Source organism: Micromonospora sp. DT4 (assembly GCF_049841675.1).
Lineage (GTDB): Bacteria > Actinomycetota > Actinomycetes > Mycobacteriales > Micromonosporaceae > Micromonospora.
In genome coordinates, this window is the sequence record NZ_JBNCKT010000014.1 from 43,104 (window position 1) to 69,646 (window position 26,543).

26 protein-coding genes are annotated in these 26,543 nt (G+C 74.6%); 9 read left to right on the forward strand and 17 right to left on the reverse strand.

Translation table 11 applies throughout. The features are described 5' to 3' along the window. Window positions 1–51: 51 nt before the first annotated feature. The 5 genes from ACLQ24_RS07250 to ACLQ24_RS07270 all read right to left on the reverse strand — a co-directional run bounded on the left by ACLQ24_RS07250 (window position 52) and on the right by ACLQ24_RS07270 (window position 7,263). Window positions 52–3,762, reverse strand: coding sequence for a S8 family serine peptidase (locus tag ACLQ24_RS07250; protein WP_425889828.1), 3,711 nt, complete (start codon window positions 3,760–3,762; stop codon window positions 52–54). A gap of 254 nt (window positions 3,763–4,016) precedes the next feature. Beyond that, window positions 4,017–4,625: a bifunctional 4-hydroxy-2-oxoglutarate aldolase/2-dehydro-3-deoxy-phosphogluconate aldolase gene (locus ACLQ24_RS07255; RefSeq protein WP_425889829.1), complete on the reverse strand. Its 609-nt coding sequence runs from the start codon at window positions 4,623–4,625 to the stop codon at window positions 4,017–4,019. Then, complete coding sequence (locus tag ACLQ24_RS07260; protein WP_425889831.1) at window positions 4,622–5,365, reverse strand: IclR family transcriptional regulator; 744 nt, start codon at window positions 5,363–5,365, stop codon at window positions 4,622–4,624. Before ACLQ24_RS07260 ends, ACLQ24_RS07255 begins: the two co-directional genes overlap by 4 nt. A 3-nt stretch (window positions 5,366–5,368) precedes the next feature. Then, window positions 5,369–6,385, reverse strand: a complete 1,017-nt coding sequence (locus tag ACLQ24_RS07265; protein WP_425889833.1) for a sugar kinase — start codon at window positions 6,383–6,385, stop codon at window positions 5,369–5,371. A 305-nt stretch (window positions 6,386–6,690) separates the two neighbouring features. Then, window positions 6,691–7,263 (reverse strand): nucleosidase, encoded by a 573-nt coding sequence (locus tag ACLQ24_RS07270; protein ID WP_425889835.1) that lies wholly within the window; start codon window positions 7,261–7,263, stop codon window positions 6,691–6,693. A gap of 119 nt (window positions 7,264–7,382) precedes the next feature. Here ACLQ24_RS07270 and ACLQ24_RS07275 point away from each other — a divergent pair, with 119 nt between their 5' ends. Next, window positions 7,383–8,075 (forward strand): response regulator transcription factor, encoded by a 693-nt coding sequence (locus ACLQ24_RS07275; protein ID WP_425889836.1) that lies wholly within the window; start codon window positions 7,383–7,385, stop codon window positions 8,073–8,075. Then, complete coding sequence (locus ACLQ24_RS07280) at window positions 8,068–9,081, forward strand: sensor histidine kinase (RefSeq protein ID WP_425889838.1); 1,014 nt, start codon at window positions 8,068–8,070, stop codon at window positions 9,079–9,081. The genes ACLQ24_RS07275 and ACLQ24_RS07280 overlap by 8 nt, the downstream gene beginning before the upstream one ends. Before the next feature lie 11 nt (window positions 9,082–9,092). Here ACLQ24_RS07280 and ACLQ24_RS07285 read toward each other — a convergent pair whose 3' ends face one another. The 3 genes from ACLQ24_RS07285 to ACLQ24_RS07295 are packed head-to-tail and all read right to left on the reverse strand — an operon-like array spanning window position 9,093 to window position 11,181. Then, a complete protein-coding gene (locus tag ACLQ24_RS07285; protein WP_425889839.1) occupies window positions 9,093–9,833 on the reverse strand; it encodes a class I SAM-dependent methyltransferase in 741 nt (246 codons plus the stop codon). Beyond that, entirely contained in the window at window positions 9,830–10,510 is a 681-nt protein-coding gene (locus tag ACLQ24_RS07290) for a TIGR04282 family arsenosugar biosynthesis glycosyltransferase (protein ID WP_425889841.1), read from the reverse strand. Before ACLQ24_RS07290 ends, ACLQ24_RS07285 begins: the two co-directional genes overlap by 4 nt. Further along, window positions 10,507–11,181 carry a glycosyltransferase family 2 protein gene (locus ACLQ24_RS07295; RefSeq protein ID WP_425889843.1) on the reverse strand — a complete coding sequence of 225 codons (675 nt, stop codon included), beginning with the start codon at window positions 11,179–11,181 and terminating at the stop codon, window positions 10,507–10,509. Before ACLQ24_RS07295 ends, ACLQ24_RS07290 begins: the two co-directional genes overlap by 4 nt. Window positions 11,182–11,326: 145 nt before the next feature. Here ACLQ24_RS07295 and ACLQ24_RS07300 point away from each other — a divergent pair, with 145 nt between their 5' ends. Continuing rightward, window positions 11,327–12,715 carry a hypothetical protein gene (locus ACLQ24_RS07300; protein WP_425889845.1) on the forward strand — a complete coding sequence of 463 codons (1,389 nt, stop codon included), beginning with the start codon at window positions 11,327–11,329 and terminating at the stop codon, window positions 12,713–12,715. A 691-nt stretch (window positions 12,716–13,406) separates the two neighbouring features. Here ACLQ24_RS07300 and ACLQ24_RS07305 read toward each other — a convergent pair. Next, a complete protein-coding gene (locus ACLQ24_RS07305) occupies window positions 13,407–14,471 on the reverse strand; it encodes an NAD-dependent epimerase/dehydratase family protein (protein WP_425889847.1) in 1,065 nt (354 codons plus the stop codon). A 234-nt stretch (window positions 14,472–14,705) separates the two neighbouring features. On the opposite strand from ACLQ24_RS07305, the gene ACLQ24_RS07310 reads away from it, so the two are divergent. Both ACLQ24_RS07310 and ACLQ24_RS07315 read left to right on the forward strand, forming a co-directional pair. Continuing rightward, on the forward strand, window positions 14,706–16,073 hold the full coding sequence (locus ACLQ24_RS07310) for a molybdopterin-dependent oxidoreductase (protein WP_425889848.1): 1,368 nt from the start codon (window positions 14,706–14,708) through the stop codon (window positions 16,071–16,073). Next, on the forward strand, window positions 16,066–16,539 hold the full coding sequence (locus ACLQ24_RS07315) for a hypothetical protein (RefSeq protein WP_425889849.1): 474 nt from the start codon (window positions 16,066–16,068) through the stop codon (window positions 16,537–16,539). Before ACLQ24_RS07310 ends, ACLQ24_RS07315 begins: the two co-directional genes overlap by 8 nt. Here ACLQ24_RS07315 and ACLQ24_RS07320 read toward each other — a convergent pair. From ACLQ24_RS07320 to ACLQ24_RS07350, 7 genes are all read right to left on the reverse strand, one after another. Further along, window positions 16,506–17,213: a RibD family protein gene (locus ACLQ24_RS07320; protein WP_425889850.1), complete on the reverse strand. Its 708-nt coding sequence runs from the start codon at window positions 17,211–17,213 to the stop codon at window positions 16,506–16,508. The two genes, ACLQ24_RS07315 and ACLQ24_RS07320, sit on opposite strands and share 34 nt — an antisense overlap. After that, window positions 17,210–17,947 (reverse strand): GTP cyclohydrolase II, encoded by a 738-nt coding sequence (locus tag ACLQ24_RS07325; RefSeq protein ID WP_425889851.1) that lies wholly within the window; start codon window positions 17,945–17,947, stop codon window positions 17,210–17,212. Before ACLQ24_RS07325 ends, ACLQ24_RS07320 begins: the two co-directional genes overlap by 4 nt. Window positions 17,948–18,005: 58 nt before the next feature. Beyond that, a complete protein-coding gene (locus ACLQ24_RS07330) occupies window positions 18,006–18,944 on the reverse strand; it encodes a lysylphosphatidylglycerol synthase transmembrane domain-containing protein (protein WP_425889852.1) in 939 nt (312 codons plus the stop codon). A 63-nt stretch (window positions 18,945–19,007) separates the two neighbouring features. Continuing rightward, entirely contained in the window at window positions 19,008–19,832 is an 825-nt protein-coding gene (locus ACLQ24_RS07335) for a class I SAM-dependent methyltransferase (RefSeq protein ID WP_425889854.1), read from the reverse strand. Beyond that, window positions 19,829–20,881, reverse strand: a complete 1,053-nt coding sequence (locus ACLQ24_RS07340; RefSeq protein WP_425889867.1) for a glycosyltransferase family 4 protein — start codon at window positions 20,879–20,881, stop codon at window positions 19,829–19,831. The genes ACLQ24_RS07335 and ACLQ24_RS07340 overlap by 4 nt, the downstream gene beginning before the upstream one ends. Window positions 20,882–20,919: 38 nt before the next feature. Continuing rightward, entirely contained in the window at window positions 20,920–21,318 is a 399-nt protein-coding gene (locus ACLQ24_RS07345; protein WP_355245317.1) for a 6-pyruvoyl trahydropterin synthase family protein, read from the reverse strand. A gap of 2 nt (window positions 21,319–21,320) precedes the next feature. Beyond that, window positions 21,321–22,304 (reverse strand): dehydrogenase, encoded by a 984-nt coding sequence (locus ACLQ24_RS07350; RefSeq protein ID WP_425889856.1) that lies wholly within the window; start codon window positions 22,302–22,304, stop codon window positions 21,321–21,323. Between the two features lie 94 nt (window positions 22,305–22,398). On the opposite strand from ACLQ24_RS07350, the gene ACLQ24_RS07355 reads away from it, so the two are divergent. Genes ACLQ24_RS07355 through ACLQ24_RS07370 form a run of 4 tightly spaced genes read left to right on the forward strand, consistent with a single transcriptional unit; the run spans window position 22,399 to window position 25,646 of the window. Next, complete coding sequence (locus ACLQ24_RS07355) at window positions 22,399–23,184, forward strand: CDP-alcohol phosphatidyltransferase family protein (protein ID WP_425889858.1); 786 nt, start codon at window positions 22,399–22,401, stop codon at window positions 23,182–23,184. Next, window positions 23,181–24,926 carry a sulfatase-like hydrolase/transferase gene (locus tag ACLQ24_RS07360; protein ID WP_425889860.1) on the forward strand — a complete coding sequence of 582 codons (1,746 nt, stop codon included), beginning with the start codon at window positions 23,181–23,183 and terminating at the stop codon, window positions 24,924–24,926. Before ACLQ24_RS07355 ends, ACLQ24_RS07360 begins: the two co-directional genes overlap by 4 nt. A gap of 48 nt (window positions 24,927–24,974) precedes the next feature. Continuing rightward, window positions 24,975–25,139 carry a DUF7507 domain-containing protein gene (locus ACLQ24_RS07365; protein WP_425889869.1) on the forward strand — a complete coding sequence of 55 codons (165 nt, stop codon included), beginning with the start codon at window positions 24,975–24,977 and terminating at the stop codon, window positions 25,137–25,139. 30 nt (window positions 25,140–25,169) lie between these two features. Next, window positions 25,170–25,646 carry a DUF7507 domain-containing protein gene (locus tag ACLQ24_RS07370; protein ID WP_425889861.1) on the forward strand — a complete coding sequence of 159 codons (477 nt, stop codon included), beginning with the start codon at window positions 25,170–25,172 and terminating at the stop codon, window positions 25,644–25,646. A gap of 98 nt (window positions 25,647–25,744) precedes the next feature. Here the strand turns inward: ACLQ24_RS07370 and ACLQ24_RS07375 are convergent, their stop codons facing one another. Continuing rightward, entirely contained in the window at window positions 25,745–26,341 is a 597-nt protein-coding gene (locus ACLQ24_RS07375) for a helix-turn-helix domain-containing protein (protein WP_425889863.1), read from the reverse strand. Window positions 26,342–26,543 lie beyond the last annotated feature (202 nt).

Sequence of the window (26,543 nt, forward strand, 5' to 3'; positions counted from 1 at the left end):
GCCGCCCGCGGGGCGGCGCCCCCCCCCCCCCCCCCGGCGGCCCGGTCGTTCCTAGCGCAGACCGAAGGCCCTCGTGATGCTCTGGCTCACGGTGTTGCCGGCCGCGTCGCGCGCGCTCGTCCGCAGGCTCACGAAACGGGCCTTCGCCGGCGCGTCCAGCGAGGCACTCCAGCCGTCACCGTGCCGGGTGAGCCGCGGCTTCTGCCACGTCCTGCCGTCGTCGTAGGACACCTCGACGGTGACCGGACCCACCGTGGCCGAGACACCGGGCAGCTGGGAGGCCACCACGGTGAGCGGCGCCCGCCGCGACGCCGTACCGTCGGCGTCGATGGCCACCTGGTAATCGAGCTGGATCATCGGCAGCACCTCGGGCGACTCCGCGCCGGTGGCCGCCGAGCTGAAGCCCCACTCGGTGCGGGTCTGCCGGGAGTACGGATTGGTCCAGGCCGCCCTGTCGTTCTCCACCACCAGGCGGTACGGCAGACGCTGCGCCGGCAGGCTGCCCACCTGGAGGTACTCGGCGTTACCCCACCTCAGCTCCGTGTCTCCCTGGTAGAGGGTGGTCCGGTTGACCATGTCGAAGTTGGCGTACGCCTCTCCGACGTGCCCGCCGCCGTCTCCCCACCCGGGTACGGGCAGGTAGACGGTGTCCAGGTACCGCACGGGAACGTAGCTCCCGCCCATGCGGGGCCGCTGGATCGGCCCGAACCAGGTGACCGCGCTCGGCTTGTCCGCCGCGTAGGTGGCCACCTCCATCGGGTGCTGGCCCGTCTCGCGCACGATGTACGCGTCGTCGACCCACCGCTGGTCGGCGCTCACCCAGTCGGTGCGCCGGCCCTGCGCCGGGGCGGGTTCCTGGTTGCTCGACGCCCAGCCCCGCCAGATGTCGGTGCGGAACTCCAGCGCCTTGCCCTGTCGGTAGTTGCGGAACTCCACGTCCACCCGGGCCAGCTGCCGCTTCGTCGGCCGGTAGGTGGGGTCGGCCGGCACCGCGCCGGTCCAGTGGTGCGCCACGTCGTACAGGTAGGTCGTCTCCGGGTGCGACTCGACGGTCAGCCGCACCGGGCCGCGCTCCAACGCCGCCACGAGCTGGTCGCCCTCGTCGGCGGTGAGGGTCGCCACGGTCACCGGGGCCGGACTCTCCGGGCTCCACGGCGCCTCGTCCCACGGCTGGAGCCGGCCGACGCCGTCGTTGACCACCAGCAGCAGCGTGGCCCCGGCCGCCGCGGCGGCCTGCGCCTGGGTGGCGATGTCCACCGTGTCGCTACGCCGGACCACCACCGCCCGGTCCCGGACCGGCCGCTTCGCCAGCTCGGCCGCCGACGCATCGGCGACGTAGACCGCGTCGAGCTGGCGACGACCCTCCGGCAACGCCGGGGTAGCCCGCTTGACCAGCAGATCGTCGTACGACCGGCCGCCGGCCGTCACGGTCAGCGCCGGCTGTTCCAGCCGCCACCGGGCACCGAACTCGAACTCACCGTTGGTGACCGCACGGCCCGTCGGCAGCGCCCACATGCTGTCGTACGAATCGTCGGGCAGCACCTGACTCTCAGTGAGGTTGGCGCCGGTGGAGCGGAGGATGTCCATCCGCAGCGAGGTGGCGGTCGCCTCCTGCGGCACCTCGGCCCGCACCTGTCGGGCATTGCGCGCGTCCAGGGTGACGGTGCGGTCGGCGCTCAGGTCGACGTCGACGAAGCTGAGCATCGCCATGCCCTTCGAGCGCGGCCCGTGCACGCCGCGCACGTCGGCCCAGATCCAACCGGACCAGCTCGCCACCGGCAGCCGCAGCGTCGCGGTGCCGCTCTCGGGCAGGTCCACGGTGGTGAACCGGCCGTCGGTGCTGAGGAGGACCTTGCCGGCGAGCGGCTTGCCGTCCCGGTCCTTCGCGACGAGCGTCAGGTTCTGCCGCCGACCCTCCTTGCCCGCACCGATCAGGGTACGACCGCGTACGGCACCGGCGTCGTCGGTGGCGACGATCATGCCACTGATCTGCTGCTCGATCGGCAACCTGTCGTACGTCGCGGTGAGCGTCACCGTCGCGGTGCCGCCCGCCGGCACGGTGACCCTGTCGGCGGAGAGCGCGAAGAGCCCGGCCGGCGCGGTCGGCGCGTCGATGGTCAGCTTCAGGGTGACCGGCGCGCTACCGATGTTGGTGTAGGTGACCGTCCGGTCGACGGTCCCGCCGGACTGCTGTGGCCACGCCTGGAAGCCGGAGTAGGCGCTCGGGGTGGCGAAGACGGTGGCGTGCACGGCGGCGACCGCGTCCACCCGACCGGCGCCGGCCTGGTACGGGGTGTAGCCCGGCGTGGCCTTGACGGTGCTGACCAGCGCCTCCTTGATGCGCTGACCGGTCCAGTCGGGGTGCGCGGCGGCGACCAGCGCGGCCGTGCCCGCCACGTGCGGCGTCGCCATCGACGTGCCGCTCATCAGTGTGTACTCCCCGGAGCCGCGTACCTGGTGGGAGCGGGCGGCCAGGATGTCCACGCCGGGCGCGGTGATCTCGGGCTTAAGCCCACCGTCGCCGGTGCGCGGGCCCTGGCTGGAGAAGTCGGCGAGGTGGTCGGTGGAATCGACGGCGCCCACGGTGAGCGCGGAGTTCGCCGCGCCGGGACTGCCGATGCTCGCCGGGCCGCTGTTGCCGGCGGCGATCACGAAGAGTGCGCCCGTCTCGGCGCTGAGCCGGTCGACGGCCTGGCTCATCGGGTCGCTGCCGTCGGTGGACTCACCGCCCAGGCTCATGCTGACCACGCGGGCCTTCTGTTCCCGGGCCGCCCACTCCATGCCCGCGATGATCCACGAGTCCTGCCCGCTGCCCTCGCTGTTGAGCACCTTGCCGACGTGCAGCCGGGCGCCGGGAGCGACACCGCGCTCGACACCGTCGGACGCGGCGCCGGTGCCGGCGATCGTCGAGGCGACGTGCGTCCCGTGTCCCTTGTAGTCGAGGATGTCGGGCTCGTCGGGCACGAAGCTGCTGGACTCGGCGATCTGGCCGGCGAGGTCCGGGTGCTCCGCGTCCGCCCCCGAGTCGAGTACCGCGACGTCGACACCGGCGGCGGTGTTGCCCTCGGCCCACAGCTTCGGCGCGCCGATCTGCGCGGTGGACTCGGCGAGGTCGCCGTGCACCCGGCCGTCCAGCCAGACCTTGGCGATGCCGCCGGTGAGGGTCGGGGTGTCGCCGGTACGGCGGGCCGTGCCGGCGGTCAGCGCGCCCCAGAACCGGTCGGCGCTGCCACGCGGGCGGGCCAGTGCCGCGCCCCGCACGCTGTCCAACGGCCGGACCAGCTCCGCGCCGTCCACAGCGGGGCGGGTACGAGCGCGGGCCGCAGCGTCGGTCAGGGTGACGATCAGCGGCAGCGCGTCAGAGTGCGCGTCGTCGTAGCCGTCGGCGACGAGGTCGGTGACGTTGAACAGCCGCCGGTCCAGCAGGCCGCTGGTGACGTACGGCAGGGCGGCGTCCGGGTAGACGTAGGTGTCGCCGTCGAGCACGGTGCGGTGGAAGGTCGGCGTGCTGCCGTCCGGACGGCGGACGGTCGAGACGGTGCTGCCGTCGGCCGCGGTGGTGACGGTGACGATGTCGCCGGTGATCAGGGTGATGGTGGACGCCCGACCCGGGGCGGCAGGCGGATGGCCGGCCGGTTGCAGTGGGTTGCCGGGTGGGGCGGCGGACGCCCCCGTGCCGGGTGGGGTGAACCCGGCGGCCAGAGCGAGAGCGGCGCCGAGGGCGATCAGCCCGGATCGGCGGCGCCTGAAAGACAGAGCCACGAGGACCTCTTTGTGTTAAGGAGCGGTACGCAGCACAGCATCCGCGTAAGCGCACCCCCGGTACCCCGCGATCCCCCGGCGTGTTCACGCCATGGCACAAACTCGCCACACCAGCCGCCCCGGTCGATCATGGAGTTGTGGTGCCCGAATTCGGGCGAAAGGTGGCCTTCGCACCCCACCACGACTCCATGATCGATGGCGCAGACCACCGGCCGGTCGGACGGCGGGGGTGGGGTGGGGTGGGGTGGGGTGGGTCAGCGTTGGCGGATTGTCAGCTTGGCCAGCTGGTCCAGTTGGGTGGGGTCGGTCAGGGCTGAGCCGACGGCTGCCACGCGGACGCCGGCGTCCAGGAATGCCTTGGCGTTCGTCGCGTCGAGGCCGCCCGTGGCGACGAAGCGGAGCTGCGGCAGGGGGCCGGCCATGGCCTTGAACCAGGCCGGCCCGAGGGAGATCGCGGGGAACGCCTTGAGCCACGTGAGGCCGTGCCGCAGAGCCTGCTGCGCCTCGGTGGGGGTGGCCACGCCGGGCAGGTGCGGCAGGCCGCGCGCGGCGGCGGCGTCGGCCACCGCGAGGTCCAGACCGGGCGCGACGGTGAACGCGGCGCCCGCGTCGGCCGCCGCCGCGACCGTGTCGGCGTCGAGCACCGTGCCGGCCCCGACGATCCGGCCGCGCGCCGCGCCCGCCTCGACGGCGGCCCGCAGGGCGGGCACCGCGTCAGCGGTGGCGACCGGCACCTCCACGACGTCGATACCGAGGTCCCAGGCGCGTTCGGCGAGCCGGACGGTCTCGGCGACCGGCAGGCCGCGCAAAATCGCCATCACCCGGGCGCCGCCGAAGATGTGCGCGAAATCCGTTGTGGTCATGGTCCACTCCATCCGAGGTCGCGGGAGATCTGCTGGGTGGTGGCCAGCAGTCGGGGTAGCACGGCGCGCAGGTCGTCGAGGGTGGCCACCACCGTCGGCGTGGTCACCGACACCGCAGCCGTGACCGACCCGTCGGCCTGCCGTACCGGCGCGGCCACACAGGTGATCAACGGCTCGAACTCGCCGTCGTCGGCGGCCCAACCCCGCGCCGCGACGGCCGCCAGCTCCGCGCGCAGCGCTGCCGGGTCGCAGATGGTGGCCGGGGTGTACGCCGGCAGCGTGACGCCGTCGACCAGGTGCGACAACCGTGACGCCGGGCTGTACGCGAGCACCACCTTGCCCACCCCGCTGGCGTGCAGGGGCGCGGTACGGCCGATCCGGGAGTACATCCGCACCTGGCCCCGCGCCTCGATCTTGTCGACGTAGACGAGGTCGTCGTCGACCAGCTGCGCCAGGTGGATGGTGTGCCCGCAGTCGCGGCCCAGCGCCGCCAGGTGGGGACGGGCCACCGCGCGGACGTCCAGCGAGTCCAGTGCCTGCTGGGCGAGGTCGATCAGCCGCAGACCCACCGTCCAGCCGCCGTCGGTACGGCGTGCGAAGCCGCCCGCCTCGAGGGTCTGCAGCAGCCGCAGCGCGGTGGACTTGTGCACCCCCAGGTGGGCGGCCACCCCGCCGAGCTGCGCCGGCTCGCGCGCCAGGAGTTCCAGCACGCGCATGGCCCGGTCGACGCCCTCGGACACCGCTCAGCCCTCCGCTCGCGCGGCGGTCAGGTCGGGTGGCGACCAGGGGCCGTCGAGCAGCCGCTCGAACCACGACCACGGCGGCAGCGGCGCGTTGTCACCGGTGCTGCCCAGCGCCTGCACAGCGACGAGGTGACCGAGGCGCAGCCGCCGCACCGGGTCGAGGTCGCGCAGCAACCCGGCCAGGTAGCCGGCGGCGAACGCGTCACCCGCGCCCACCGGCTCCACGACGGACACGCGGGGGGCCGGGACGACGACCGGCTCGGCGTGGCGGAGCAGGGCGGTGGCGCAGACCGCGCCGTCCTTGACGACCACCGTGTCCGGGCCGGGCAGGAGTCGGCGTACGGCGGCCGGGTCGCTCGTGCCCCAGAGGGCGTACGCCTCGTCCTGGCCGACGAACACGACGTCGCTGCGGTCGGCGAGGTCGCGCAGCACGGGCGCGGCCCGTTCGGCGGGCCAGAGCCGGGCGCGGTGGTTGACGTCGAAGCTGACCAGCGCGCCCGGCAGCGGTCGGTCGGTCACCGCGTGCTCGACCAGCGCCCGGCAGGAGGCCGACAGCGCCGGGGTGATGCCGGACAGGTGCAGCACCCGCGCGCCGGCCAGCCGCGGGTCGGCCAGCGCGCCGGGGTCCATCCGGGACGCCGCCGAGCCGGCCCGGTAGTAGTGCACGGCGGTGGCCGTGGGACCGGGGTCCTTGACGTAGAGACCGGTAGGCGCGGCCGGGTCCACCGCCACCAAGTCGACGCCGACGCCGGCGTCGGCGACGTGCCGGACGACCAGCCGGCCGAACGGGTCGTCACCGACCCGGCTCACCCAGGTCGCCCGGTGGCCGAGCCGGGCCAGGTAGCCGGCCACGTTGGACTCCGCGCCGCCGATCGAGAGGTCGACGCGTTCGGCGTGCTCCAGCGGCTCACCCGCGGGCGGGCACAGCACCACCATGGTCTCCCCCACCGTGACCACCTCGGCCGGCGGCGGACCGGCCGGGGCGGCCACGCGGTCGGGTCGGGGCTTGCTCGGCATCGCGGCGCACGTCCTCGGGGAGGGGTCCGGGGTCTCGCCGAGCCTAGGTGCGTTGTGCCACGCGAGCAACCCGTTGCGGAGAGCGCAACGGAGGTCAAGGCAGGGTCAGTCCGTACGCGGCCAGCACCTCCGTGATGGGCTGGTAGTAGGTGGTGCCGCCGGAGGTGCAGTTGCCGCTGCCCCCGGAGAGGATGCCGAGGATGGCGCCGTGAGCAGCCCGGGATAGGTGTAGACGGCACTCGGGTGGGCGATCCGGCCGGTGTAGCGGATCAGGCCGTAGTCGTTGCCCGGGTAGCTGGTGGCGGTCAGGCGAGGTGTCGCCCGACCCACTCGGCGAGGTCCCGGGCGCAGGCGTCCACCGACTCCCGCCAGGTCCGGGCCGCGCCCTCCCCCGCCTCGTCACTGACCTGCTTGACCAGCCGGCACGGCACGCCAGCCTGCGCGGCGGCCCAGGCCACCGCGTACCCCTCCATGTCCACCAGGTCGGCGCGCTGCGCCAGCCGGTCCCGCGCGTCGTCGTCCGCCACGAACGTGTCGCCGGTGGCCAGCACCGCGCCCTCGGCGGCCAGCGAGAGCGGCGCACCGTAGGTCTGACCGGTGAGGGTGCGCAGCAGGGCGGTGTCCAGGTCGTGCTGGAGGACGGTGGCGACCTCGTGGATGCCCGTCCAGCCGGGACGCAGCGCCCCGGCCGTGCCCAGGTTGAGCAGCAGGCTGGGGCGCGTCCCGGCGGCCAGCACCGCCGCGACCGCGCTGGCGGCGTTGACCTTGCCCATGCCGGTGAGCAGCACCGGTAGCTCGTCCGGCAGGTAGCGGGCCTCCTCACCGACGGCGAGCACCACCAGCGGACGATCGGCGCGGACGACACCCCGGAGAATCACCGGAGCATCGTACGGGTCGCCGCCGACCGACCTTCCCCGCGCCGTAAGGGAACCGCAAGATCTGCCCCGTCCGGCTCCGTCAGCGGCCCTGGCTAGGCTGGCTGCGGGGAGGTGGGCCGGTGGCGCAGCGGGTGCTCGTGGTCGACGACGACCGGACCGTCAGCGACGTGGTCTGCCGCTACCTGGAACACGCCGGGTACGAGGTGAGCCACGTCGGGGACGGACTGGCCGCCCTCGACGCCGTCCAGGACCGGCCGCCGCACCTGGTCGTCCTGGACCTGATGCTCCCCGGACTGGACGGGTTGCAGGTGTGCCGGCGACTGCGGGAGCGGCCGGACGGCGTACCCATCATCATGCTGACCGCCCGCGGCGACGAGGCGGACCGCGTGCTCGGGCTGCAACTGGGCGCCGACGACTACCTGGGCAAGCCGTTCTCGCCGCGCGAGCTGGTGCTGCGGGTCGGTTCGGTGCTGCGCCGGGTCGGCGAGCCGGCCGCACCGGCGGCCGAGCTGCTCATCGACGCGGGGTTGGAGGTGGCCACCGCGCCCCGGATCGCCCGGCTGCACGGCCGCGACCTGGCCCTGACGCTGCGCGAGTTCGACCTGCTGGCGCACCTGATGCGGCACCCGACGCGGGCGTTCAAGCGCGCCGAGCTGCTGGAACGCGTGTGGGGATGGAACTTCGGCGACCAGTCCACGGTGACGGTGCACGTCCGGCGGCTGCGGGAGAAGATCGAGGACGACCCGGCCGAGCCGCGACGGATCGTCACGGTCTGGGGTGTCGGCTACCGGTACGAGCCGGCCGATGCGTGACCTGGCGCTGATCTTCGGGGCGGCGCTCGCGGCCGCGCTCGGCGTGGGCCTGCTCGGCGCGCTCACCCTGCGGCTACTGCGGCACCGGTCGATCACCGTGCACGTGTGCGTCCTGCTCACCATCACCGTCGTCGCCGTGGTGGCGGGGGTGGTGGTCGTCGCCCAGGCGATGTTCCTGTCCCCCCACGACCTCCAGGTCGTCCTGCTCACGGTCGCCGCGGCGGCGGTCGTGAGCCTGGGAGTGGGCTGGTACTTCGGGCGTCGACTGGCCGCGGCCGCGGTGTGGGCGGCCCAGGCCCGGGAGCGGGAACGCCGGGTCGAGAAGGGTCGCCGGGACCTGGTGGCCTGGGTGTCGCACGACCTGCGGACACCGCTGGCCGGCCTGCGGGCGATGGCCGAGGCGCTGGAGGACCGGGTGGTCGACGACCCGGCGACGGTCGCCGAGTACCACCGGCGCATCCGCGTGCAGACCGACCGGATGACCCGACTCGTCGACGACCTGTTCGAGCTGTCCCGGATCAACGCCGGGGCGCTGCGCCTGACCCTGTCGGCGGTGCCCCTCGGCGAGGTGGTCTCCGACGCGTTGGCCGGTACGGCGCCGCTGGCGAAGGCCCGCCGCATCCGCCTGGTGGCCGCCGAGTCGGGTTGGCCCACGGTGCGGGCCAGCGAACCCGAGCTGGCCCGGGTGGTGGGAAACCTGCTGCTCAACGCGGTGCACTACACGCCGAGCGACGGCACGGTACGGGTGGACGCCGGGTGTGAACGCGACGCCGCCTGGCTGGCGGTCGCCGACACCTGCGGCGGCATTCCCGACGACGACCTGCCCCGCCTGTTCGACGTGGCGTTCCGGGGCGAGCCGGCCCGGACGCCCCGCCCCGGTGGGGAGGGCTCCGGCGGATTGGGGCTGGCGATCGTGCGCGGGCTGGTCGAGGCGCACGGCGGCCGGGTGGACGTGCAGAACGTCGTCGGTGGCTGCCGATTCGTGGTACGCCTGCCGACGGCCTGACGCCCGCGCCCTCAGCGGCTCACCCGCAGCTCACCGAACCAACGGCGCCCCTGCCGGAAGACGTCCCGCGCCACCATCCCGGCGGACTCGGCGACCGGGTGCACGGCCCGCGCGTCCAGCCGGGCCCAGCGGAACACCGGACCGAGCAGCACCCGGCCGGCCCGCTGCTCGGCGGCCACCCGGGCCTGCCCCTGCCACAGCCCCGCGCCGGGTGGCTCCAGCTCGACCAGGACCGTGCCACCCGGTGCGAGGAGTTCCCGGCAGCGGCGCAGCAGCGCGACCGGCTCGCCGCCGATACCGATGTTCCCGTCGATCAGCACCACGTGGGCCCACCGGCCCTCGGCCGGCAGCGGTCCGAACAGGTCGCCGTGCACCGCCACCGCGCCACGGGCACGCGTAAGCCGCACCGCCGTCGCGGAGACGTCCACGCCGACCGCGGTCAGGCCGGCCCGGGTCAGCGCCACGGTGAGCCGCCCCGGCCCGCACCCGAGGTCGAGCGTCGGGCCGCCACAGCGGGCGACGAGCCCGGCGACCGCCGGCTCGGCCGTGCCGTGCCAGCGGTCCACGGGGAGCCGGCTACGGACACCATCGCCGTGCACCAGCCACCGCCGCAGAGTGACGCGGTCGACGGCGAGCGCGGTGGCGAATGGATCCGCGGGAGACTCGTCGTACCCTCGGGCCGGCGTCGTCGGCGCGGACGGCGACCGTACGGGCGGCGCGACTTCGACCGGGGCGGTGTCGACGGGGTTCACCGGCGACCTTCCGGCAGCAGTGTGAGGCGGACCGCCGCGACCTGCCGGGCGAAGCGCCCCTCGGGCACCTCGACGGCCACCGCGAGGGCGTCCGGCCACTCGTCGACGTCGCGCAGCACCGGCAGCGGCGCGGTACGCAGACCGTGTCCCGTGAGGGCCGCCCACGTGTCATGACCGGTATCGGGAGTCGACATGGACACGTCGCGCAACACCCGGGCGTGCCGCGGGTCCCGCAGCCCCAACGACCACCAGCCGCCGTCGTGCGCCCGGCCGAGCACCGCGTCGGCGGCGCGCAGCCCCGCCACCGCCGCAGCCAGCCGGGTCGGCGTCACCTGCGGGGTGTCCATGCCGATCTGCACGACCGGCTGCCCGGGGTACGCCGCCGCGACCTCCGCGTACGCGTTGGCGAGCCGGTCGCCGAGCCCGACGCCGCGCTGGTCCAGCACCGACCAGCCGGCCAACGCGTCGGTCAACGCGTCGGCGTCCTCCGCCTCGGCCAGACGACCCGACCAGGCCAGCACGGGAGTGACGCCGGGGGTGGCGCGGACGGCGTCGAGGGTGTCGCGCAGCGCGGCGGCGGCGATCCGGGCCGCCTGGGCCGGCGTGACAGGTGGGCAGAGCCGCGTCTTCACCGCCCCGGCGACCGGCGCCTTGGCGACCACCAGCAGAACGGTCACCGGGGGCCGTCCACGGTCCGCAGCACGCCGGCGAAGTCGCGGGTGGCACGCAGGGTGCCCCGCACCGAACCGGACACCTTGGACCGGGTACCGGCGGCGCGGGGAGCGTAGGTGACGTCCATCTCGTGGATGCGCCAGCCGGCGGCGGCAGCGCGGATCAGCAGTTCGAGGGGGTAGCCGAAGGCCCGGTCGGTGACGCCGAGGTCGAGCAGCGCCTGCCGGCGGGCCACCCGGATGGGACTGAGGTCCCGCAGCGGTACGCCCCGACGGCGCAGCAGCGCGGCGACCAGCGCCGTACCGGCGCGGGCGTGCCACGGCCACACCCCCGCCCCGACCGGCCGCCGCCGGCCCACGCTGAGGTCGGCCGTACCGGCGGACACCGGCGCGACCAGGGCCGGCAGCTCGGCGGGATCGAACGAGCCGTCGGCGTCGAGGACGCACACCACCTCCGCCTCGGCGGCTTCCAGGCCGGCGTGCACGGCCGCGCCGTAGCCGCGCCGCGGTTCGTGCACCACCCGGGCACCGTGCCGGACGGCCACCTCGGGCGAGCCGTCCCGCGAGCCGTTGTCCACCACGATGGCCCGGTAGCCGGGCGGCAGCGCGGTGAGCACGCCCGGCAGGGCGGCTGCCTCGTCCAGGCAGGGCAGCACCACGTCGATTTCAGTCGGCATACCGCCGACGCTAGGGCGGCATCCTCGCGGCAGAGGCCGAAATCTGCTTACCGAACCCTTACCACCCGGGCATTTCTTACCGTCCGGTGACAGGCCGCCGATTGGCGAGCGCGAGGACGGGCTGCCGCCGTACCGTCCGTTGGTCATGGCCTCGACCACCGCTCTCGCCGCCGCCCCCGGGCGGACCCCACCCCGCCGCCACGCCGGGGACCTCCTGGTCCTGGGCATCGAGGCGGCGCTGCTCGGCGTCGCCGTGCTGGTGGGAGCCCTGCTCAACGCGCGCGACGCCGGGCTGCACGCGGACGCCGCTCCGCTGTACGCGACGTGGCGGCCACACGTCGGCTGGGGCAGCCCGGCCGCGCTGGTGGTGGCGGTCGCGGTGGTGGGCTGGGGCGCGCGGTGGGCCCGCACCGCCCGTTGGAGCGTCCTGCTGGTTGCCGCGTGGCTGACGGCGGTGGCCTGGACGGTGTCGTTGGGCCTGGTGGACGGCTGGTCGGCGGGGCTGACCCGGCGACTCACCCCGCAGGCCGAGTACCTGCACGAGGTTCCCGGGGTGACCGACATCCCGGCGATGCTGGCCGGCTTCACCGGCCGGATCGTGGACTTCCAACCCGAGTCGTGGTCCACTCACACCGCCGGCCACCCGCCGGGCGCGTTGCTCATTTTCGTCTGGTTGGACCGCATCGGCCTCGGCGGAGGCACGGCCGCCGCGCTGGCCTGCGTACTGCTCGGCGCCACGATCGCGGTGTCGGTGCCGGTCACCCTGCGCGCGCTCGGCGCGCCCGACGCGGCCCGCGCGGTGGTCCCGTTCCTCGTGCTGCTGCCGGGCGCCGTCTGGGTGGGCGCCTCGGCCGACGGCATCTTCGCCGCCGTGGTCGCGGCCGGCCTGGCACTGCTGGCCGTCCGTGGCCGCGTCGCCGCCGTGACCGGTGGCGCGATGCTCGGCTTCGCGCTGTACCTGTCGTACGGATTCCTGCTGGTCGGTGTGCTCGCGCTGGCCGTGGTGGCGCTGCGCCGTACCCACCGTCCGGACGCTCTGCTCGCCGCCGCCATCGGCGTCGCGGCCGTCACGGCGGTGTTCGTCGCGGCGGGTTTCCAATGGTGGGACGGCTACCAACTGGTGGTCCAGCGGTACTACCAGGGCTGGGCCGCCGACCGCCCGTACACCTACTGGGTCTGGGCCAACCTGGCCGCGCTGCTGCTCAGCGCCGGCCCGGTCCTCGGGCCAGCGCTGCGCCACGCGCTGACGGCCGCGCCCGGCTGGCGGCCCGCCGGGCGGTTGGCCCTGCCTGCGGCAGCAGCGGTACGCGCAGCCGGGCCCACAGTGCTGCTACCGCTGGCGGCCCTGGTGGCGGTCCTCGGCGCGGACCTGTCCGGGCTGAGCAAGGCGGAGGTGGAGCGGATCTGGCTACCCTTCGTCGTCTGGCTGTTGGTCGCCACGGCCCACCTGCCGGCGACCTCGCGGCGCTGGTGGCTGGCCGCGCAGGCGCTCACCGCGCTGGCCGTCAACCACCTGGTCTGGACGGTCTCCTAAAACCGACGCGCGGGCGCAGAGACGCGCAGCCACGTGGGCGGCGCGCACGGCGACGCGCCGGCCGCACGGCGCGGCGCGGCGCGAGCAGCACGGCGCGGCGCGAGCAGCACGGCGCGGCGCGAGCAGCACGGCGCGGCGCGAGCAGCACGAAGGCGCAGGCGCGCGAAGGCGCAGGCGCGCGAAGAGCGGCGGTCATGTGGGGTAGGGACAGGGGCACGGCCAATGCGGACGGCTGCGGGCCGTACCACTCCGTTGAGCGTGATGACTGTGAGGCATATTGATGCCTCACAGTCATCACGCTCATTGTTGGTACCGCCTCGCTGGGCGCACCACTATCGGTGATCGCCACGACCCGACGGCGGCCACAAGCCGACGGCGGCTTACATCGGTCCGGCATGGCTGGACACGGCGCGGGCGGGGCCGGTGGCGCGACCGAGTGATGGTCAACGGACAACGGCAGCTGAGCCGCGGCCAACAGGCAACAGGCTGCGGGCGTAGGGCTACGGGCATAGGGCTACGGGCATAGGGCTACGGGCATAGGGCTACGGGCATAGGGCTACGGACGTAGGCGGCAGGCGGCGGCCGCAGGGCGTGCGGTGGCCAGGGGACGCCCCGCCACGAGCCACGAGCCACGAGCCATGAGCCGCGGCGGGCGGCGGGCGGCGGGGGGCGGGCGGCGGGGGGCGGGCGGTCAGCCTGCTACGGCGGCTGGTTCGCGTAGAGGGTCGGTGGCGAAGCCGGCCACGCCTTCGGCGAAGCCGACCCGGGCGGTGTAGCCGAGCAGTTCCGCAGCCCGGCGCGGGTCGGCGACCACGTGTCGCACGTCGGCCGCACGGGCCCCGCCCACGACCTGCGGGGCCGGCCCGCCCATCGCCTCGGCCAGGGCGACCGCCAGCTCCCCGACGGTGTGCGGCTCGCCAGAGCACACGTTCACCGGTACCAGGGTGGCCGGCGGCAGGCCGCTGGTGAGCGCCAGCAGGTTGGCCCGCGCCACGTCGGTGACGTGGACGAAGTCTCGCCGTTGCCGGCCGTCCTCCAACACGCGGGGAGCCACGCCGGCCGCCAGCGCCGACCGGAAGATAGACGCTACCCCGGCGTACGGGGTGTCGCGGGGCATTCGCGGGCCATAGACGTTGTGGTACCGCAGCGCCCAGACCGTCCCACCGGTTTGCCGGGCCCAGGCGGCGGCCAGGTGTTCCTGCGCGAGCTTGCTGGCGGCGTACGTGCTGCGCGGCTCCAGAGGCGCGTCCTCGGGCACGAGCACCGGATCGAGTCCGCGACCACAGTGGGGGCAGGTCGGGTCGTACCGGCCGGCCGCCACGTCCTCGGGCCGCCGTGGCGCGGGGCGCACCGTGGCGTGCTCGGGGCAGGCGTAGCGCCCCTCGCCGTACACCACCATCGAGCTGGCCAGCACCAGACGGCCGATCCCCGCCCGGTGCAGCGCGGCCAGCAGCACCGCCGTGCCGTAGTCGTTGTGCGTGACGTAGTCGGGGGCGTCCGACGGGTCGAGGCCGTGGCCGACCATCGCCGCCTGGTGACAGACCGCGTCCACACCGGCCAGCAGGCGGTCCAGCAGGGGGCCGTCACGGACGTCGCCGCGCACCACCTGGTGCTCACGTGACCAGGCGGGCAGCTCCCCGCCGTGTGCCTGGGGCAGCAGCGCGTCGAGCGCCACCACCTCGTGGCCCTGCTCGACGAGCAGGTCGACGACCTGCGACCCGATGAACCCGGCCGCGCCGGTGACCAGTACGCGCATGTCGGCCACGGTAGGGCCGGTCGGGCGCCCGACGGGCCGGTTCGGCGCAGCCGTAAGGAGTTCGCAACAGCTCGGCGGGCGGCGGTGGCCCGGTAAGCGTTCGGTAATGCGGTAAACCCCGTTCCGCCGTACCCCTGCGGTCTAACCTGCCGGCAGTGCCCGCCGTCGGCGCTCGCGCCCGGTGGACCGACGGGCTGGCGACGGCGGAGCGTGACGGCGAGGAGGGAGCAGCGAGTGCCAGCAGGCAGGGCTGGCCCGGGCGGCAGCGGGGTCCCGGCGTCGGATGCGGAGGGCTACGGCGCGCCGCGCGGGCTCTGGCGAGGGCTGGCCCGGCATCGTCCGCCGGGTGTGGACGCGGCCGAGCGCGCCTGGCGCAGTCCGTTGCGTGGTCCCTGGCTCACCGCTGTCTACGGATCGGCGCTGCTGGTGGCGCTGCCACTGGTGATCATCACGGGGCTGCTCGACTACGCCGCCTACGGCCCCCGCTTCGACCAGGCGTTCCCGCAGGACATCGGTTGGCTGCGGCTGCCCCTCTTCGACTGGCCCACGCGGCCGTCCTGGCTGTTCCGCGTCACCCAGGGCCTGCACGTGGCGCTCGGTATCGTGCTCGTCCCGGTGGTGCTGGGCAAGCTGTGGTCGGTGCTGCCGAAGCTGTTCGACTGGCCGCCGGCCCGCTCCCTGGCGCAGGTGCTGGAGCGGCTCACCCTGCTGCTGCTGGTCGGCGGGATTCTGTTCCAGATCGCCACCGGCCTGCTCAACATCCAGTACTCGTACGTGTTCGGCTTCGACTTCTACACCGCCCACTACTTCGGTGCGTGGATCTTCACCGCGGCGTTCGTGACGCACGTGATCATCAAGTTTCCCCGGCTGGTGACCGCCCTGCGGTCCCGCCCGCTGGGCACGGAGCTGCGGACCGCGCGCGTCGACACGCGACCCGAACCGCCCGACCCGGACGGCCTGGTCGCGACCGAACCCGGGCCGGCCACGGTCAGCCGCCGTGGGGCGGTGGCCCTGGTGGGCGGCGGCGCGCTGCTGCTGGCGGTTCTGACCATCGGGCAGAGCCTGGACGGCCCGCTGCGGCGCACCGCGCTGCTGCTGCCCCGGGGACGACAGCCCGGCACCGGACCGAACGGCTTCCCGGTCAACCGCACCGTGGCCGCCGCCGGCGTACGCCCCGAGCAGACCGACGCGAGCTGGCGGTTGACGCTGCGCGGCGGTGGCCGGAGCGTGAGCCTGGACCGGCCCGCCCTGTTGGCCCTGGCACAGCACACCGCCGCGCTGCCCATCGCCTGCGTCGAGGGCTGGTCGACCCGGCAGACCTGGACGGGTGTACGCCTTCGGGACCTGGCCGCGCTCGCCGGGGTCCCCGACCCGGTGTCGGCGCGGGTGTCGTCGCTGGAGCAGGCCGGGCTGTTCCGCACGGCGGTGCTCGCGGCCAACCAGGTGCTCGATCCGGATTCGCTGCTGGCCCTGCGGGTCAACGGCGTCGACCTCGCCCCCGACCACGGCTACCCGGCCCGGATCATCGTGCCCGCCCTGCCTGGCGTGCACTGCACCAAGTGGGTCGCCGAGATCGACTTCCGGGGGCGGATCGATGACTGAGCGGACCGCGCGACTGCGGGCCGCCTACGGCGCCGCGCCCTGGCACCTCGTCCTGGTGACGGCGGTGATCGTCCTCGCCGGCTGGGTGGCGCTGCGGCTCGCCCAGGAGGCGACGTTCGGCCGGATGCTGCTCTGGTTCGTCGGCGCGGTCATCGCCCACGACCTGGTGCTGTTTCCGGTGTACGCGAGCGCCGACCGCGTGCTGCGCGCGATGGCACCGAGTCGTGTCGCACTGCTCAACCACCTGCGGGTGCCGGCGCTCGGCACGGCGCTGCTGTTCCTGGTCTACGCCCCCGGCATCCTGCGCTGGGGCGAGACGACCCACGAGGCGGCCACCGGCCAGACCCAGCGGCCGTACCTGCTGCGCTGGCTGGCGCTCAGCGGCGCGCTCTTCCTGCTCAGCGCGCTCGCGTACGCGCTGCGACGTCGCCGTCAGTCGTCGGGGCAGCGGTCGGAGAGCGCGTAGCGCAGCAGCACCACGTCGCCGATCGGGCGGGCCTCGGCCAGTCGGGCGCGGCGGCCCGGGTGCCAGGGGAAGGCCCCCTCGCCGACGAAGCGGGGCGCCCGGCGGTCGCCGACGAAGAACGGGGCGACGACCAGGTGCAGCTCGTCGGCGAGGCCGGCGGTGAGGAACTGGGCGTGCACCGTCCCACCACCTTCGACCATCAGGCGGCGCACACCCCGGGCCGCCAGGTCGGCGAGGATCCACCCGAGGTCGACCGGCTCTCCCCCGTCGACGACGGTGGCCAGAGCACCGACCCGCTCCCGGGTCTTGTCCAGCGCTCCGCTGGCGCAGTAGACGAGCCGGGTGGAGTCGCCGGCGGTGAAGAACCGGGCGGTCGGGTCGAGGTCCCCGCGCGCGGTCAGCGTCACCTTGGTGGGCGAGGCGGGCCGGCCGCACGCCAACCGCTCGGTCCGCCGCGACGCGGACCGCACCAGCAGGCGGGGGTCGTCGCGGCGGACGGTGGCGGCGCCGACCAGGATCGCGTCGCAGCCCGCCCGGACCGCGTCGACGCGGTCGAGGTCGTCCTCGTTGGACAGCAGCAGGCGCTGGTCGGAGGCGTCGTCGATGTACCCGTCGATGGAGGTGGCGCAGCTCAGCAGCACGTAGGGCCGTGGCGACGCCGGCCGGCAGCTCACCGGGAGACGGGCCGGTCAGGGGTACGGCCCGCCTGCGCCTCGGCCTCGGCCGCCTCCGCCGCTGCCGCTGCCGCCTCCGCCTCCGCCTCCGCCTCCGCCGCTGCCGCCTCTGCCGCCTTGGCGGCCTTCGCGGCCAGGTAGTCGGCGTTGGCCGGGGAGAGGAAGATGCTGGTGGGTACGCGTTCGGCGACGTCCACGCCCAGCCGGGTCAACTGCTCGGCCTTGTCCGGGTTGCTGCTGAGCAGGCGTACGCGCGGCACGCCGAGGGTGGCCAGCATCTGCGCGGCGACGGTGTAGTCGCGCTCGTCCTCGCCTCGGCCCAGCGCCACATTGGCCTGGTAGGTGTCCAGGCCGGCGTCCTGGAGGGCGTACGCGTCGAGCTTCGCGTACAGGCCGATGCCCCGGCCCTCCTGACGCAGGTAGAGCAGGAAGCCGCCGGTCTCGGCGATCCGCTGCACCGCCTCGCGCAACTGCGGCCCGCAGTCGCAGCGTTGACTGCCAAACACGTCCCCGGTCAGGCACTCGCTGTGCGGGCGGACCAGCGGTGGCTCACCGCCGGCGGCGAGCCGGTCCAGCGCGCCGGCCCAGTCACCCAGGCCGAGAGCGAGGTGCTCCCGACCGTCCACCAGGCCCTTGAACGTGCAGACCCGGACAGTGGTGGTGTAGCCGTCGGGGAACGCCAGCGGCACCGTGACCTGCGTACGGACCGTGGCGACCGGCAGTGCTTCGGGCATGGGACTCCTTTGTCCGGCGCCGTCCTCGGACGGCGGCGCGTACCGTCTCACCACTGACTCAACAGCCACCGCGCAAGGCGGCTTCCCGAGCGGTGGTGGGATTGCGGGCTCGCCGCGCGAGCAGCACGGCCGCGCCGGGCAGGCTGGCCACCAGCACGAGGGCGCCGTAGACGGTCGCGGTGGCGACGCCTTCGGCGGCGCTGAGACCGGCCGCGCCGAACACCCAGGCCGCCACCCCCTCGCGGGGGCCGAAGCCCGCGACGTTCAGGGGCAGACCCATCGCCAGCAGGGCGAGCAGGGTCAGTGGCAGCAGCCGGGTCAGCGGAGCGTCGGACCCTGCGGTCCGCGCCGCCACCAGGAAGGTCGCCAGGTGACCGGCGACCATCACGGCCGAGGCGACCAGCACGCCCAGCCAGGTCCGCCGGGCCAGCAGCCCGGCCCGCACGTCGGCGACGGCGGTGCGTAAGCCGCGCGCCCACCGGGACCGGCCGGTCCCGGGCGACAGACGAGCCAGGAGTACGGCGGCCAGCCCGACCGCCACGAGCAGGGCGGCGGCGGCCGGCAGGTACGGCCGCACCGGGGACGGGAACGCCGCGAGCACCACCAGGGCGACACCCACCAGGACCACCTGACCGGCGGTACGCTCCCAGACCACCGCGCGGATGCCCCGGCTGACGTCGCCGGCGTCGCGGCCGTGACGCACCGCCCGGTGGACGTCCCCGAGGACACCGCCGGGCAGTGTGGCGTTGAGGAACACCGCCCGGTAGCAGTGCGCCACCGCGGTCGCCAGCGGCAGCCGCACGCCGAGTCCACCGGCGACGAGGCTCCACCGCCAGGCGGCGCAGACCGTGGTGAGCACGCCGATGAGCAGGGCCGCGGCCAGCGCCGGCGCGTTGATCAGCCGTACGCCGGCGAGGAACGCGCCGCCACCCACCTGCCACAGCAGGACGGCGAGCAGGCCCACCCCGCCGACCACTCGTGCCCAGGCCCACACCATCGACGCCGGCCCTCCCTGAAGATCGTCCACTCTCTTAATGCACGTACCCAGGGCGTCGATGGTTCATCCGCCGGCCAGGAGGTCCCGGTGCTCGACCACCACGCCCAGCCGGCCGGCGGCGGCCTCGGCCAGTCGACGTTCGGCGTACGCGCGGGCCGGGCCGGCCAGTTCGGGGCGCTGCTCGCAGGCCGCGCCGAGCCAGCCCCGGAACCACTCGGCGGCCAGGTCGGCCTGCCGGGGGCCGAGCCGCCACGGGCTGGGCCGCTCCCGCACGGGTACGCCCCGGCGGGTGAACGCGGCGGCGGTGACGGCGGTGGCGTCCGGGCCGAGCAGCCGGCGGCGGTCGACGGTACGCCGCTGGTGCGCGTTGAACGCCTCCTCGACGGCGGCGTCGAGCGGGTCGGCGGGGGTGAGCCGGACCCGTCCGGTCACCGATACCGCGAACAGGGCGGGACGACCGGCGTCGACGCAGGCCGTGACGACCCGTTCGACCTCCTCGGCGGTCAGCATGTCGAGCAGCGCGGACGCGGTGACCAGCGCGCCGTCGGACAGGTCGGCGGCGCTCAGCCGGGTCAGGTCGCCGCAGCGGATGTCCACGGTGACCGGCGCTCCGTCGGCGGCGGTCACCCCGGCCATGCCGTCGGCGGCCCGGGCCAGCAGGTCGGCGTCCCGGTCGTGCAGCACCCACCGCTGTGGTCCGCTCAGCCGCGCGGTGAGCCAGCGGCTCATCGAACCGGTGCCGCTGCCCAGGTCGTGGATCACGATCGGGTCGTGGCCGGCCAGCCGGGGTCGGACGGCGTCCACCAGGTCCTCGGCGCGGGCCGCCGCGTCGGCCGGCTCCCGCAGACGCAGCCAGTCGGCGAACGGCAGGGTCTCCTCGACGGTCACCCCGTCACCTCCTCCAGCACGGCGGCCAGGCGCGCGATCGTCACCGGCCAGTCGGTCAGGGTCTCGCGGCGGGCGAGCGCCGCGCGCCGCAGCCGGGACCGCAGCTCGTCGTCGCTCAGCCACCAGCTCAGCGCGCCGGCCAGGGCGGCCGGGTCGTCCGGCGGAACCAGCAGACCGGGTACGGCACCGTCGGGAGCACTGCCGAGCGCCTCCGGGAGGCCCCCCACCTCGGTGCCCAGCACCGGTACGCCACGTGCGAGGGCCTCGGTGACGACCATCCCGTACGTCTCGCCCCGTGACGGCAGGACCAGCAGGTCGGTGGTGGCGTACGCGACGTCGAGCGCCGGGCCGGTCAGCGGGCCGGCCAGCCGGACCCGCTCCGACAGGCCGGCGCCGGCGAGCCGGTCGCGCAGTCGGTGCACCAGCTCGGGTTCCCGGGTGAGCGTGCCAGCGCAGACCAGCGTCCAGGGCGTGTCGGCCAGCACGCACAGGGCGTCGACCAGCATGTCGTGGCCCTTGTGGCGGGTGACCGCAGCGACGCAGAGCAGCCGGTCACCGGTTGCGCTGCCGGGGGGCGCCGGTGGTGCGGGCGTCACCCCGGGCGGCGCGACGTGGACGCGGTCGGCCGGCAACCGGTGGCGGGCCAGCAGGCGACGGCGGGTCCATTCACTGGTGGTGACAACGGCCCGGGCGGTGGCCAGCGCCCGACCCTCGGCCTCGTCGTCCAGCGGCATGTGCACCAGCAGGACGAGGCGCAGCCGTGTCGCGTGCGGGGCGAGCAGGTCCGGCACGGTCGAGGCGACCAGGCCGTCGACGAGCACCACGGCGTCGTCCGGCGCGGCGGCGAGCAGCCGGGCCAGCGCGGCCCGCGCCGCGGGGTCGGGGTGCGGCCACGCGCCGGGCGCCTGGTGCTCGTGCACCAGCCATCCGCGCTCGCCGAGCCCGGAGCAGACCCTCCGGTCGTACGTGTTGCCGCCGCTGGGCGCGGCCGGGTCGTCGATGTCACCGGGCAGGACGACGTGCACCGTACGCCGACGCGGGCCGTCGATTCCGACGGTGTGGGCCGGTGTCGACCGGCCCGCGTCGGTCACAGCGACCGCTCGTAGCTGGCCCAGGCTACGTGTGACTCGTGCAGGGTGACGGTGATGCCGGCCAACTCACGGGCACCGGCGCCCAGCTCTCCGGCGTGCACCCGCTCGGCTAGGCGGTCGGCGACCGTACGGGCCAGCACCTCGGTGGTGGTGTTCATCCCGGCGAACGCAGGCTCGTCGTCCAGGTTGCGGTAGGACAGCTCCCCGACCACGGCCCGGAGCTGCTCGGTGGCGAGGCCGATGTCCACGACGATGCCGTCGTCGTCCAGGTCGGGCCGGCGGAACGTCGCGTCCACCACGAACGTCGCGCCGTGCAGGCGCTGGGCCGGGCCGAACACCTCGCCCCGGAAACTGTGGGCGATCATCATGTGATCCCGAACGGTCACGCTGAACACGGTCACTCCCCGTCGTCGTAGGTGATGAGGTGGCAGAGCGCGGGCAGGTCGCCCGCGCTCAGTCGGGCGAGTACGTCGGGTAGTTCGGCGAACCGGGACGCGCCGGTGATCAGCGCGTCGAACGCCGGATCGTCGAGCAGGTCCAGGGCCAGCGCCAACCGGTCGGTGTAACTGCGGCGACCGCGCCGCGCGGGCGCGACCATGCCGACCTGGCTGCTGCGCACGGTCAACCGTCCGGAGTGGAACGCGCCACCGAGGGACACCTGTACCTGGCGGTCGCCGTACCAGCTCAGCTCGATCACGGTGCCCTCGGGCGCGAGCAGGTCCAGCGCCTGTTGCAGGCCGGCCGACGTGGCGCTGGCGTGCACGACCAGGTCCCGGTCGCCGGTCGCGTCGGCGGGTCGCGCGAACCGGACGCCGAGCGCCCCGGCCACCCCGGCCCGGCGGGCGTCGGTGTCGACCAGCTCGACGTCCACACCGGGGAACCGCGCCACCAGCGCCGCGACGCAGCAGCCCACCATGCCCGCGCCGATCACGCTGACCCGGTCACCGACCAGGGGCGCGGCGTCCCACAGGGCGTTCACGGCGGTCTCCACCGTGCCGGCGAGCACGGCACGGGCGGGCGGCACGTCGTCCGGCACCGGCACGACGGCGGTCGCTGGCACGACGTACGCGCTCTGGTGGGGGTGCAGGCAGAACACCGTACGCCCGAGCAGCTCCGGCGGGCCCTCTTCGACCACCCCGACGCTGAGGTAGCCGTACTTCACCGGGCCGGGGAAGTCACCCTCCTGGAACGGGGCGCGCATCGCCGCGTACTGGTCGGCGGGCACCCGGCCGGCGAACACCAGCGTCTCGGTGCCCCGGCTGACTCCGGAGTAGCGCGCCCGGACCAGCACCTCGTCGGGGCCCGGGTCGGGTAGCGACACCGGCCGGATCTCCGCCGCGCCGGGTTCGCGCACCCAGCAGGCGTACGCCTCGCGGCTCACCCTCGTACACCTCACCTTTTGTCCCGGTCGAACCGAACAGCCCTGATTTCCGTGTTTCCCTGTCGGGGTCGTCGATCATAAACACGGAGGTACGGTGCCCACAGTTCGAAGCGGTCCGGTGATCGGGCTTACCGCACAGCTTGTCGCGCTGGCGGCGCTGGCCGTCACCGTGGGTCTGGACACGGCGGGCTGGTTGGCCGGCGCCGGCTACGCGGCGGTCACCTGCCTCACGTTGAGCCGGGGGCTGCACCTGTCGGACGCGTCCCGCCTCGGCCCCGCCGACCGGGTGACGTTGGCCCGGGGCATCCTGGTCGGCGCGGTCACCGCGCTGGTGGTGAACTCGTTCGACCGCCCGACGCCGGTGGGTCTGCTGGTCGCGCTGAGCACGGTGGCCCTGGTGCTGGACGCGGTGGACGGCCAGGTCGCCCGGCGCACCGGCACGGTCAGCGCCCTGGGGGCCCGCTTCGACATGGAGGTCGACGCGTTCCTCATCCTGGTCCTCAGCGTGTACGTCGCACCGGCGGCCGGGAACTGGGTGCTGGCGATCGGCGCGATGCGGTACGTCTTCGTCGCGGCGAGCGCGGTGCTGCCCTGGCTGCGGGGCTCGCTGCCGCCGCGCTTCTGGCGCAAGGTGGTGGCCGCCGCCCAGGGGGTGCTGTTGACGGTGGCCGCCGCGCGGGCGCTTCCGGAGCCGTGGACGACGGTGGTGCTGGTGACGGCGTTGGGGCTGCTGGTCGAGTCCTTCGGCCGGGACGTGGCGTGGTTGTGGCGTCGCCGCCCGGCGCCCCGGCCGGCCCATCCGCTACTGCCGGTGCGCACGCCCGCGCTGGTGGCCCGTTCGGGCGGTACGGTCCACTCAGACTGCTGGAGGCCCCGATGACCCTTTCCACCCGGCGACGCCGGTTGGCAGACCGGCTGCGCGGGCGCTCCGCGTCGACAGGTGACGCCGGTCCGCGTACTCCCGTGGTGTCGCCGGTGCCGCGCGGCCCGGCGCGGCGGGCGTTGCGGTGGGCGGGCACGGCGCTGGCGGTCCTGCTGGTGTACGCCGTCCTGGTCGGCCCGGACCGGCTCGGCGAACTGACCCCCGGCGCGTTCGTGCGCATCCCGCTGGAGGGTCTGCTGGTCGCCGCGCTGCTGCTGGCGTTGCCGCCGCGCCCACGGCGGACGGTGGTGGCAGTCATCGGGCCGCTGCTCGGCCTGCTGGCCATCGTGAGGCTCGCCGACCTGGGGTTCCGCACGGCCCTCGACCGGCCGTTCGATCTGGTGCTGGACTGGCTGCTGCTGGACGACGCGTTCGGGTTCGTCCGGGACTCGGCGGGGCGGACCGGCGCGGTCGGCGCGGTGGTCGGCGTCGTGCTGCTGGTCGGCCTGCTGCTGGTCGTGGTGACCGTGGCCCTGCGGCGGCTGGCGTCGCTGCTGGTCGACCACGAGCGGACGGCGACCCGGGCGGTGGCCGCGCTGACGGTCGCCTGGGTGGTCTGCGCCGTCGCCGGGGCACGGATCGTCCCGGGCGTGCCGGTGGCCGACGCCGGGACCACCGCGCTGGTGGGTGCGCACATCGAGCAGGTGGACGCGCGGCTGCACGACCGGAGCCGGTTCACCGCCCAGATCGACGCCGACCCGTTCCAGGACGCCCCGGGCGAGCAGTTGCTGACCGGGCTGCGCGGCAAGGACGTCGTCCTCGCCTTCGTGGAGAGCTACGGGCGCGACGCCGTGGAGGACCCGGAGTTGGCGCCGCAGGTCAACCCGGTGCTGGACGCCGGGACCGAGCGGCTGCGGGCGGCCGGGTACGGGTCGCGTAGTGGATTCCTCACCTCCCCCACGTTCGGCGGTGGCAGTTGGTTGGCGCACGACACCCTGCTGTCGGGTCTGTGGACGGACAACGAGCAACGGCACCGCAGCCTGCTGGCCAGTGACCGGCTCACGCTCAACGGCGCGTTCCGCCGGGCCGGCTGGCAGACCGTCGGCGTGCTGCCGGCGGCGACCCAGCCCTGGCCGGAGAAGGACTTCTTCTCCTACGACCGCTACTACGACACCGCGGCGCTCGGCTACCGCGGCCCGAAGTTCAGCTACGCGCCGATGCCCGACCAGTACACGCTGTCGTTCCTCCAGCGGCAGGTCCGGGCCGACGCGGACCGTCCGATCATGGCGGAGATCCCGCTGATCTCCAGCCACTCCCCGTGGACGGCCGTGCCCCGCATGATCGGCTGGGACGCGGTGGGCGACGGCTCGATCTACCACGGTGACGCCGGCGCCAAGGAGGACGGCGACGCCGACGACCGGGACACCGGCCGGGTACGGGCCGGCTACCGGCAGGCCATCGCCTACTCGCTGGCAGCGCTGATCTCCTACGTGCAGACCTACGGTGACGACGATCTGGTGCTGGTCTTCCTGGGTGACCACCAGCCCGCTCCGGTGGTGACCGGCGAGGGGGCGAGCCGGGATGTGCCGATCACGATCGTCGCGCGGGACCCGAAGGTGCTCGAACGGATCGCGGGGTGGGGCTGGCAGGACGGCCTGCGTCCCGGTCCGCAGGCGCCGGTGTGGTCGATGGACTCGTTCCGCGACCGGTTCCTGACCGCGTTCGGGTCGACGACGCCGCCGCTGGCCGCCCCACGCTGAGCGTGTCGTCGCCGCTGACCGTCGTCCGTCCCGAACGGCAGCGTCACCCTGCCCGCCGGAGCGAGCACCACCTGCACGTCGACCTACACCGTCACGGCGGCGGACATCGAGGCCGGCCGGATCACCAACACGGCCGTGGCGGCCGGCACGCCGCCGACCATCCCGGGCCAGGACCCGCCCGCCCCGGTACGCTCCGGACCCGTCACCGCCTAGGTCACCGCCACCCGCGGCGCGGCGATCACCGTGGTGAAGTCCAGCAGCACCGAGAAGATCAGCCGGCCCGGTCAGCAGGTGCCGTTCCAGTTCGTCGTCACCAACACCGGGCAGGTGACGCTGACCGACGTCACGATCACCGACACCCTCACGGCGCCGGCGGCGCCGGCCAACCTCGGTCCGATCACCTGTGGGCCGGACCGGACACCCAACGGCGCGGTCACCCTGGCCGCGGGTGCGGCGGTGACCTGCGCGGCGACGTACACGGTCAGCAAGGCCGACTACCACCACGGCTCGGTGCGTAACACCGCGACGGCGACGGGCACCCCGCCGGACGGGCCCGCGCCGGTGGCGCCGGAGTCCATCATCACCATTTTGGTGAAGGGCAAGCTGCCGGTGACCGGTACGTCGTTCCCGGTCGGCGGCTGGATGGCCGCCGGGGTGCTGGCGGTACTGCTCGGTGCCGCGTTGCTGCTGGTCGTCCGGCGACGCAGGCTCCGCGCCTAGCGCGGCCCGTCGCGGGGGTCGGACCGGAGGGGAACCGGTCCGGCCTCCGCGCATGTCCGCTCACGACACGAGGTCGCCGATGGTGTGACGGTCGTCGCTCAGTCGGAGCGGTCGGCCCCGGCGGGGCGGGCGCGTACGTGCAGCCGCTCCCCCTGCGGCCCGAAGAGGCTGAGCGCCTCGGCCGTGCCGGGCCCGGGGTTCATGATGAGGTGCGGGATGCGGGTGTCGAACTCGGCCACCTCCCCGGGCGTCAGGATCAGGTCGCGGTCACCGAGCACCAGACGCAGCCGGCCCGAGAGCACGTACAGCCACTCGTACCCCTCGTGGACCTGCGGGGTCCGTCCCCCGGCGGTCGGGTCCGGCGGGAAGATCTGCTTGAACGCCTGGAGGCCGCCCGGCCGGCGGGTCAGCGGCAGGTGCGTCACGCCGTGGATCACGATCGGCTCGGGGCGTATGCGGGGGTCGCCGGTAGCCGGGGCGTCCACCAGCTCGTCGAGCGCCACCTGGTACGCCCGCGCGAGCGGGAGCAGCAGTTCCAGGGTGGGCCGGCGGCTGCCGGACTCCAGCCGGGACAGGGTGCTCACCGAGATGCCGGTCAGCTCGGCGAGCTGGGTGAGCGTGGTGCCGCGCTGGTGGCGCAGGGCACGCAACCGGGGGCCGACGGCCGCCAGCGCGGCGCTGTCCTCGCTTGCCATAACGGCAACGATACTTGCCACGCGAGCGGTGGCGACGGATGGTGGGCTCAGCCGACAAGTAGGGGGACATTCCGGTGAACGAGACGTACGACGTGGTGGTGGTGGGCGGCGGCGCGGCCGGGCTCAGAGACTGTCGGGTAACTGGGTGGGGGCGGAACGTCACGCCGAGACACGTCGATGGAAGGTCCTCGACAAATAGATC

What these genes read in the sequence shown, in the direction of transcription:
- ACLQ24_RS07255 (WP_425889829.1), bottom strand. Translation starts at nt 4,625, where the DNA reads ATGACCACAACGGATTTCGCGCACATCTTCGGCGGCGCCCGGGTGATG.
- ACLQ24_RS07265 (WP_425889833.1), bottom strand. Translation starts at nt 6,385, where the DNA reads ATGCCGAGCAAGCCCCGACCCGACCGCGTGGCCGCCCCGGCCGGTCCG.
- ACLQ24_RS07280 (WP_425889838.1), top strand. Translation starts at nt 8,068, where the DNA reads ATGCGTGACCTGGCGCTGATCTTCGGGGCGGCGCTCGCGGCCGCGCTC.
- ACLQ24_RS07295 (WP_425889843.1), bottom strand. Translation starts at nt 11,181, where the DNA reads ATGCCGACTGAAATCGACGTGGTGCTGCCCTGCCTGGACGAGGCAGCC.
- ACLQ24_RS07300 (WP_425889845.1), top strand. Translation starts at nt 11,327, where the DNA reads ATGGCCTCGACCACCGCTCTCGCCGCCGCCCCCGGGCGGACCCCACCC.
- ACLQ24_RS07305 (WP_425889847.1), bottom strand. Translation starts at nt 14,471, where the DNA reads ATGCGCGTACTGGTCACCGGCGCGGCCGGGTTCATCGGGTCGCAGGTC.
- ACLQ24_RS07315 (WP_425889849.1), top strand. Translation starts at nt 16,066, where the DNA reads ATGACTGAGCGGACCGCGCGACTGCGGGCCGCCTACGGCGCCGCGCCC.
- ACLQ24_RS07325 (WP_425889851.1), bottom strand. Translation starts at nt 17,947, where the DNA reads ATGCCCGAAGCACTGCCGGTCGCCACGGTCCGTACGCAGGTCACGGTG.
- ACLQ24_RS07330 (WP_425889852.1), bottom strand. Translation starts at nt 18,944, where the DNA reads ATGGTGTGGGCCTGGGCACGAGTGGTCGGCGGGGTGGGCCTGCTCGCC.
- ACLQ24_RS07360 (WP_425889860.1), top strand. Translation starts at nt 23,181, where the DNA reads ATGACCCTTTCCACCCGGCGACGCCGGTTGGCAGACCGGCTGCGCGGG.
- ACLQ24_RS07375 (WP_425889863.1), bottom strand. Translation starts at nt 26,341, where the DNA reads ATGGCAAGCGAGGACAGCGCCGCGCTGGCGGCCGTCGGCCCCCGGTTG.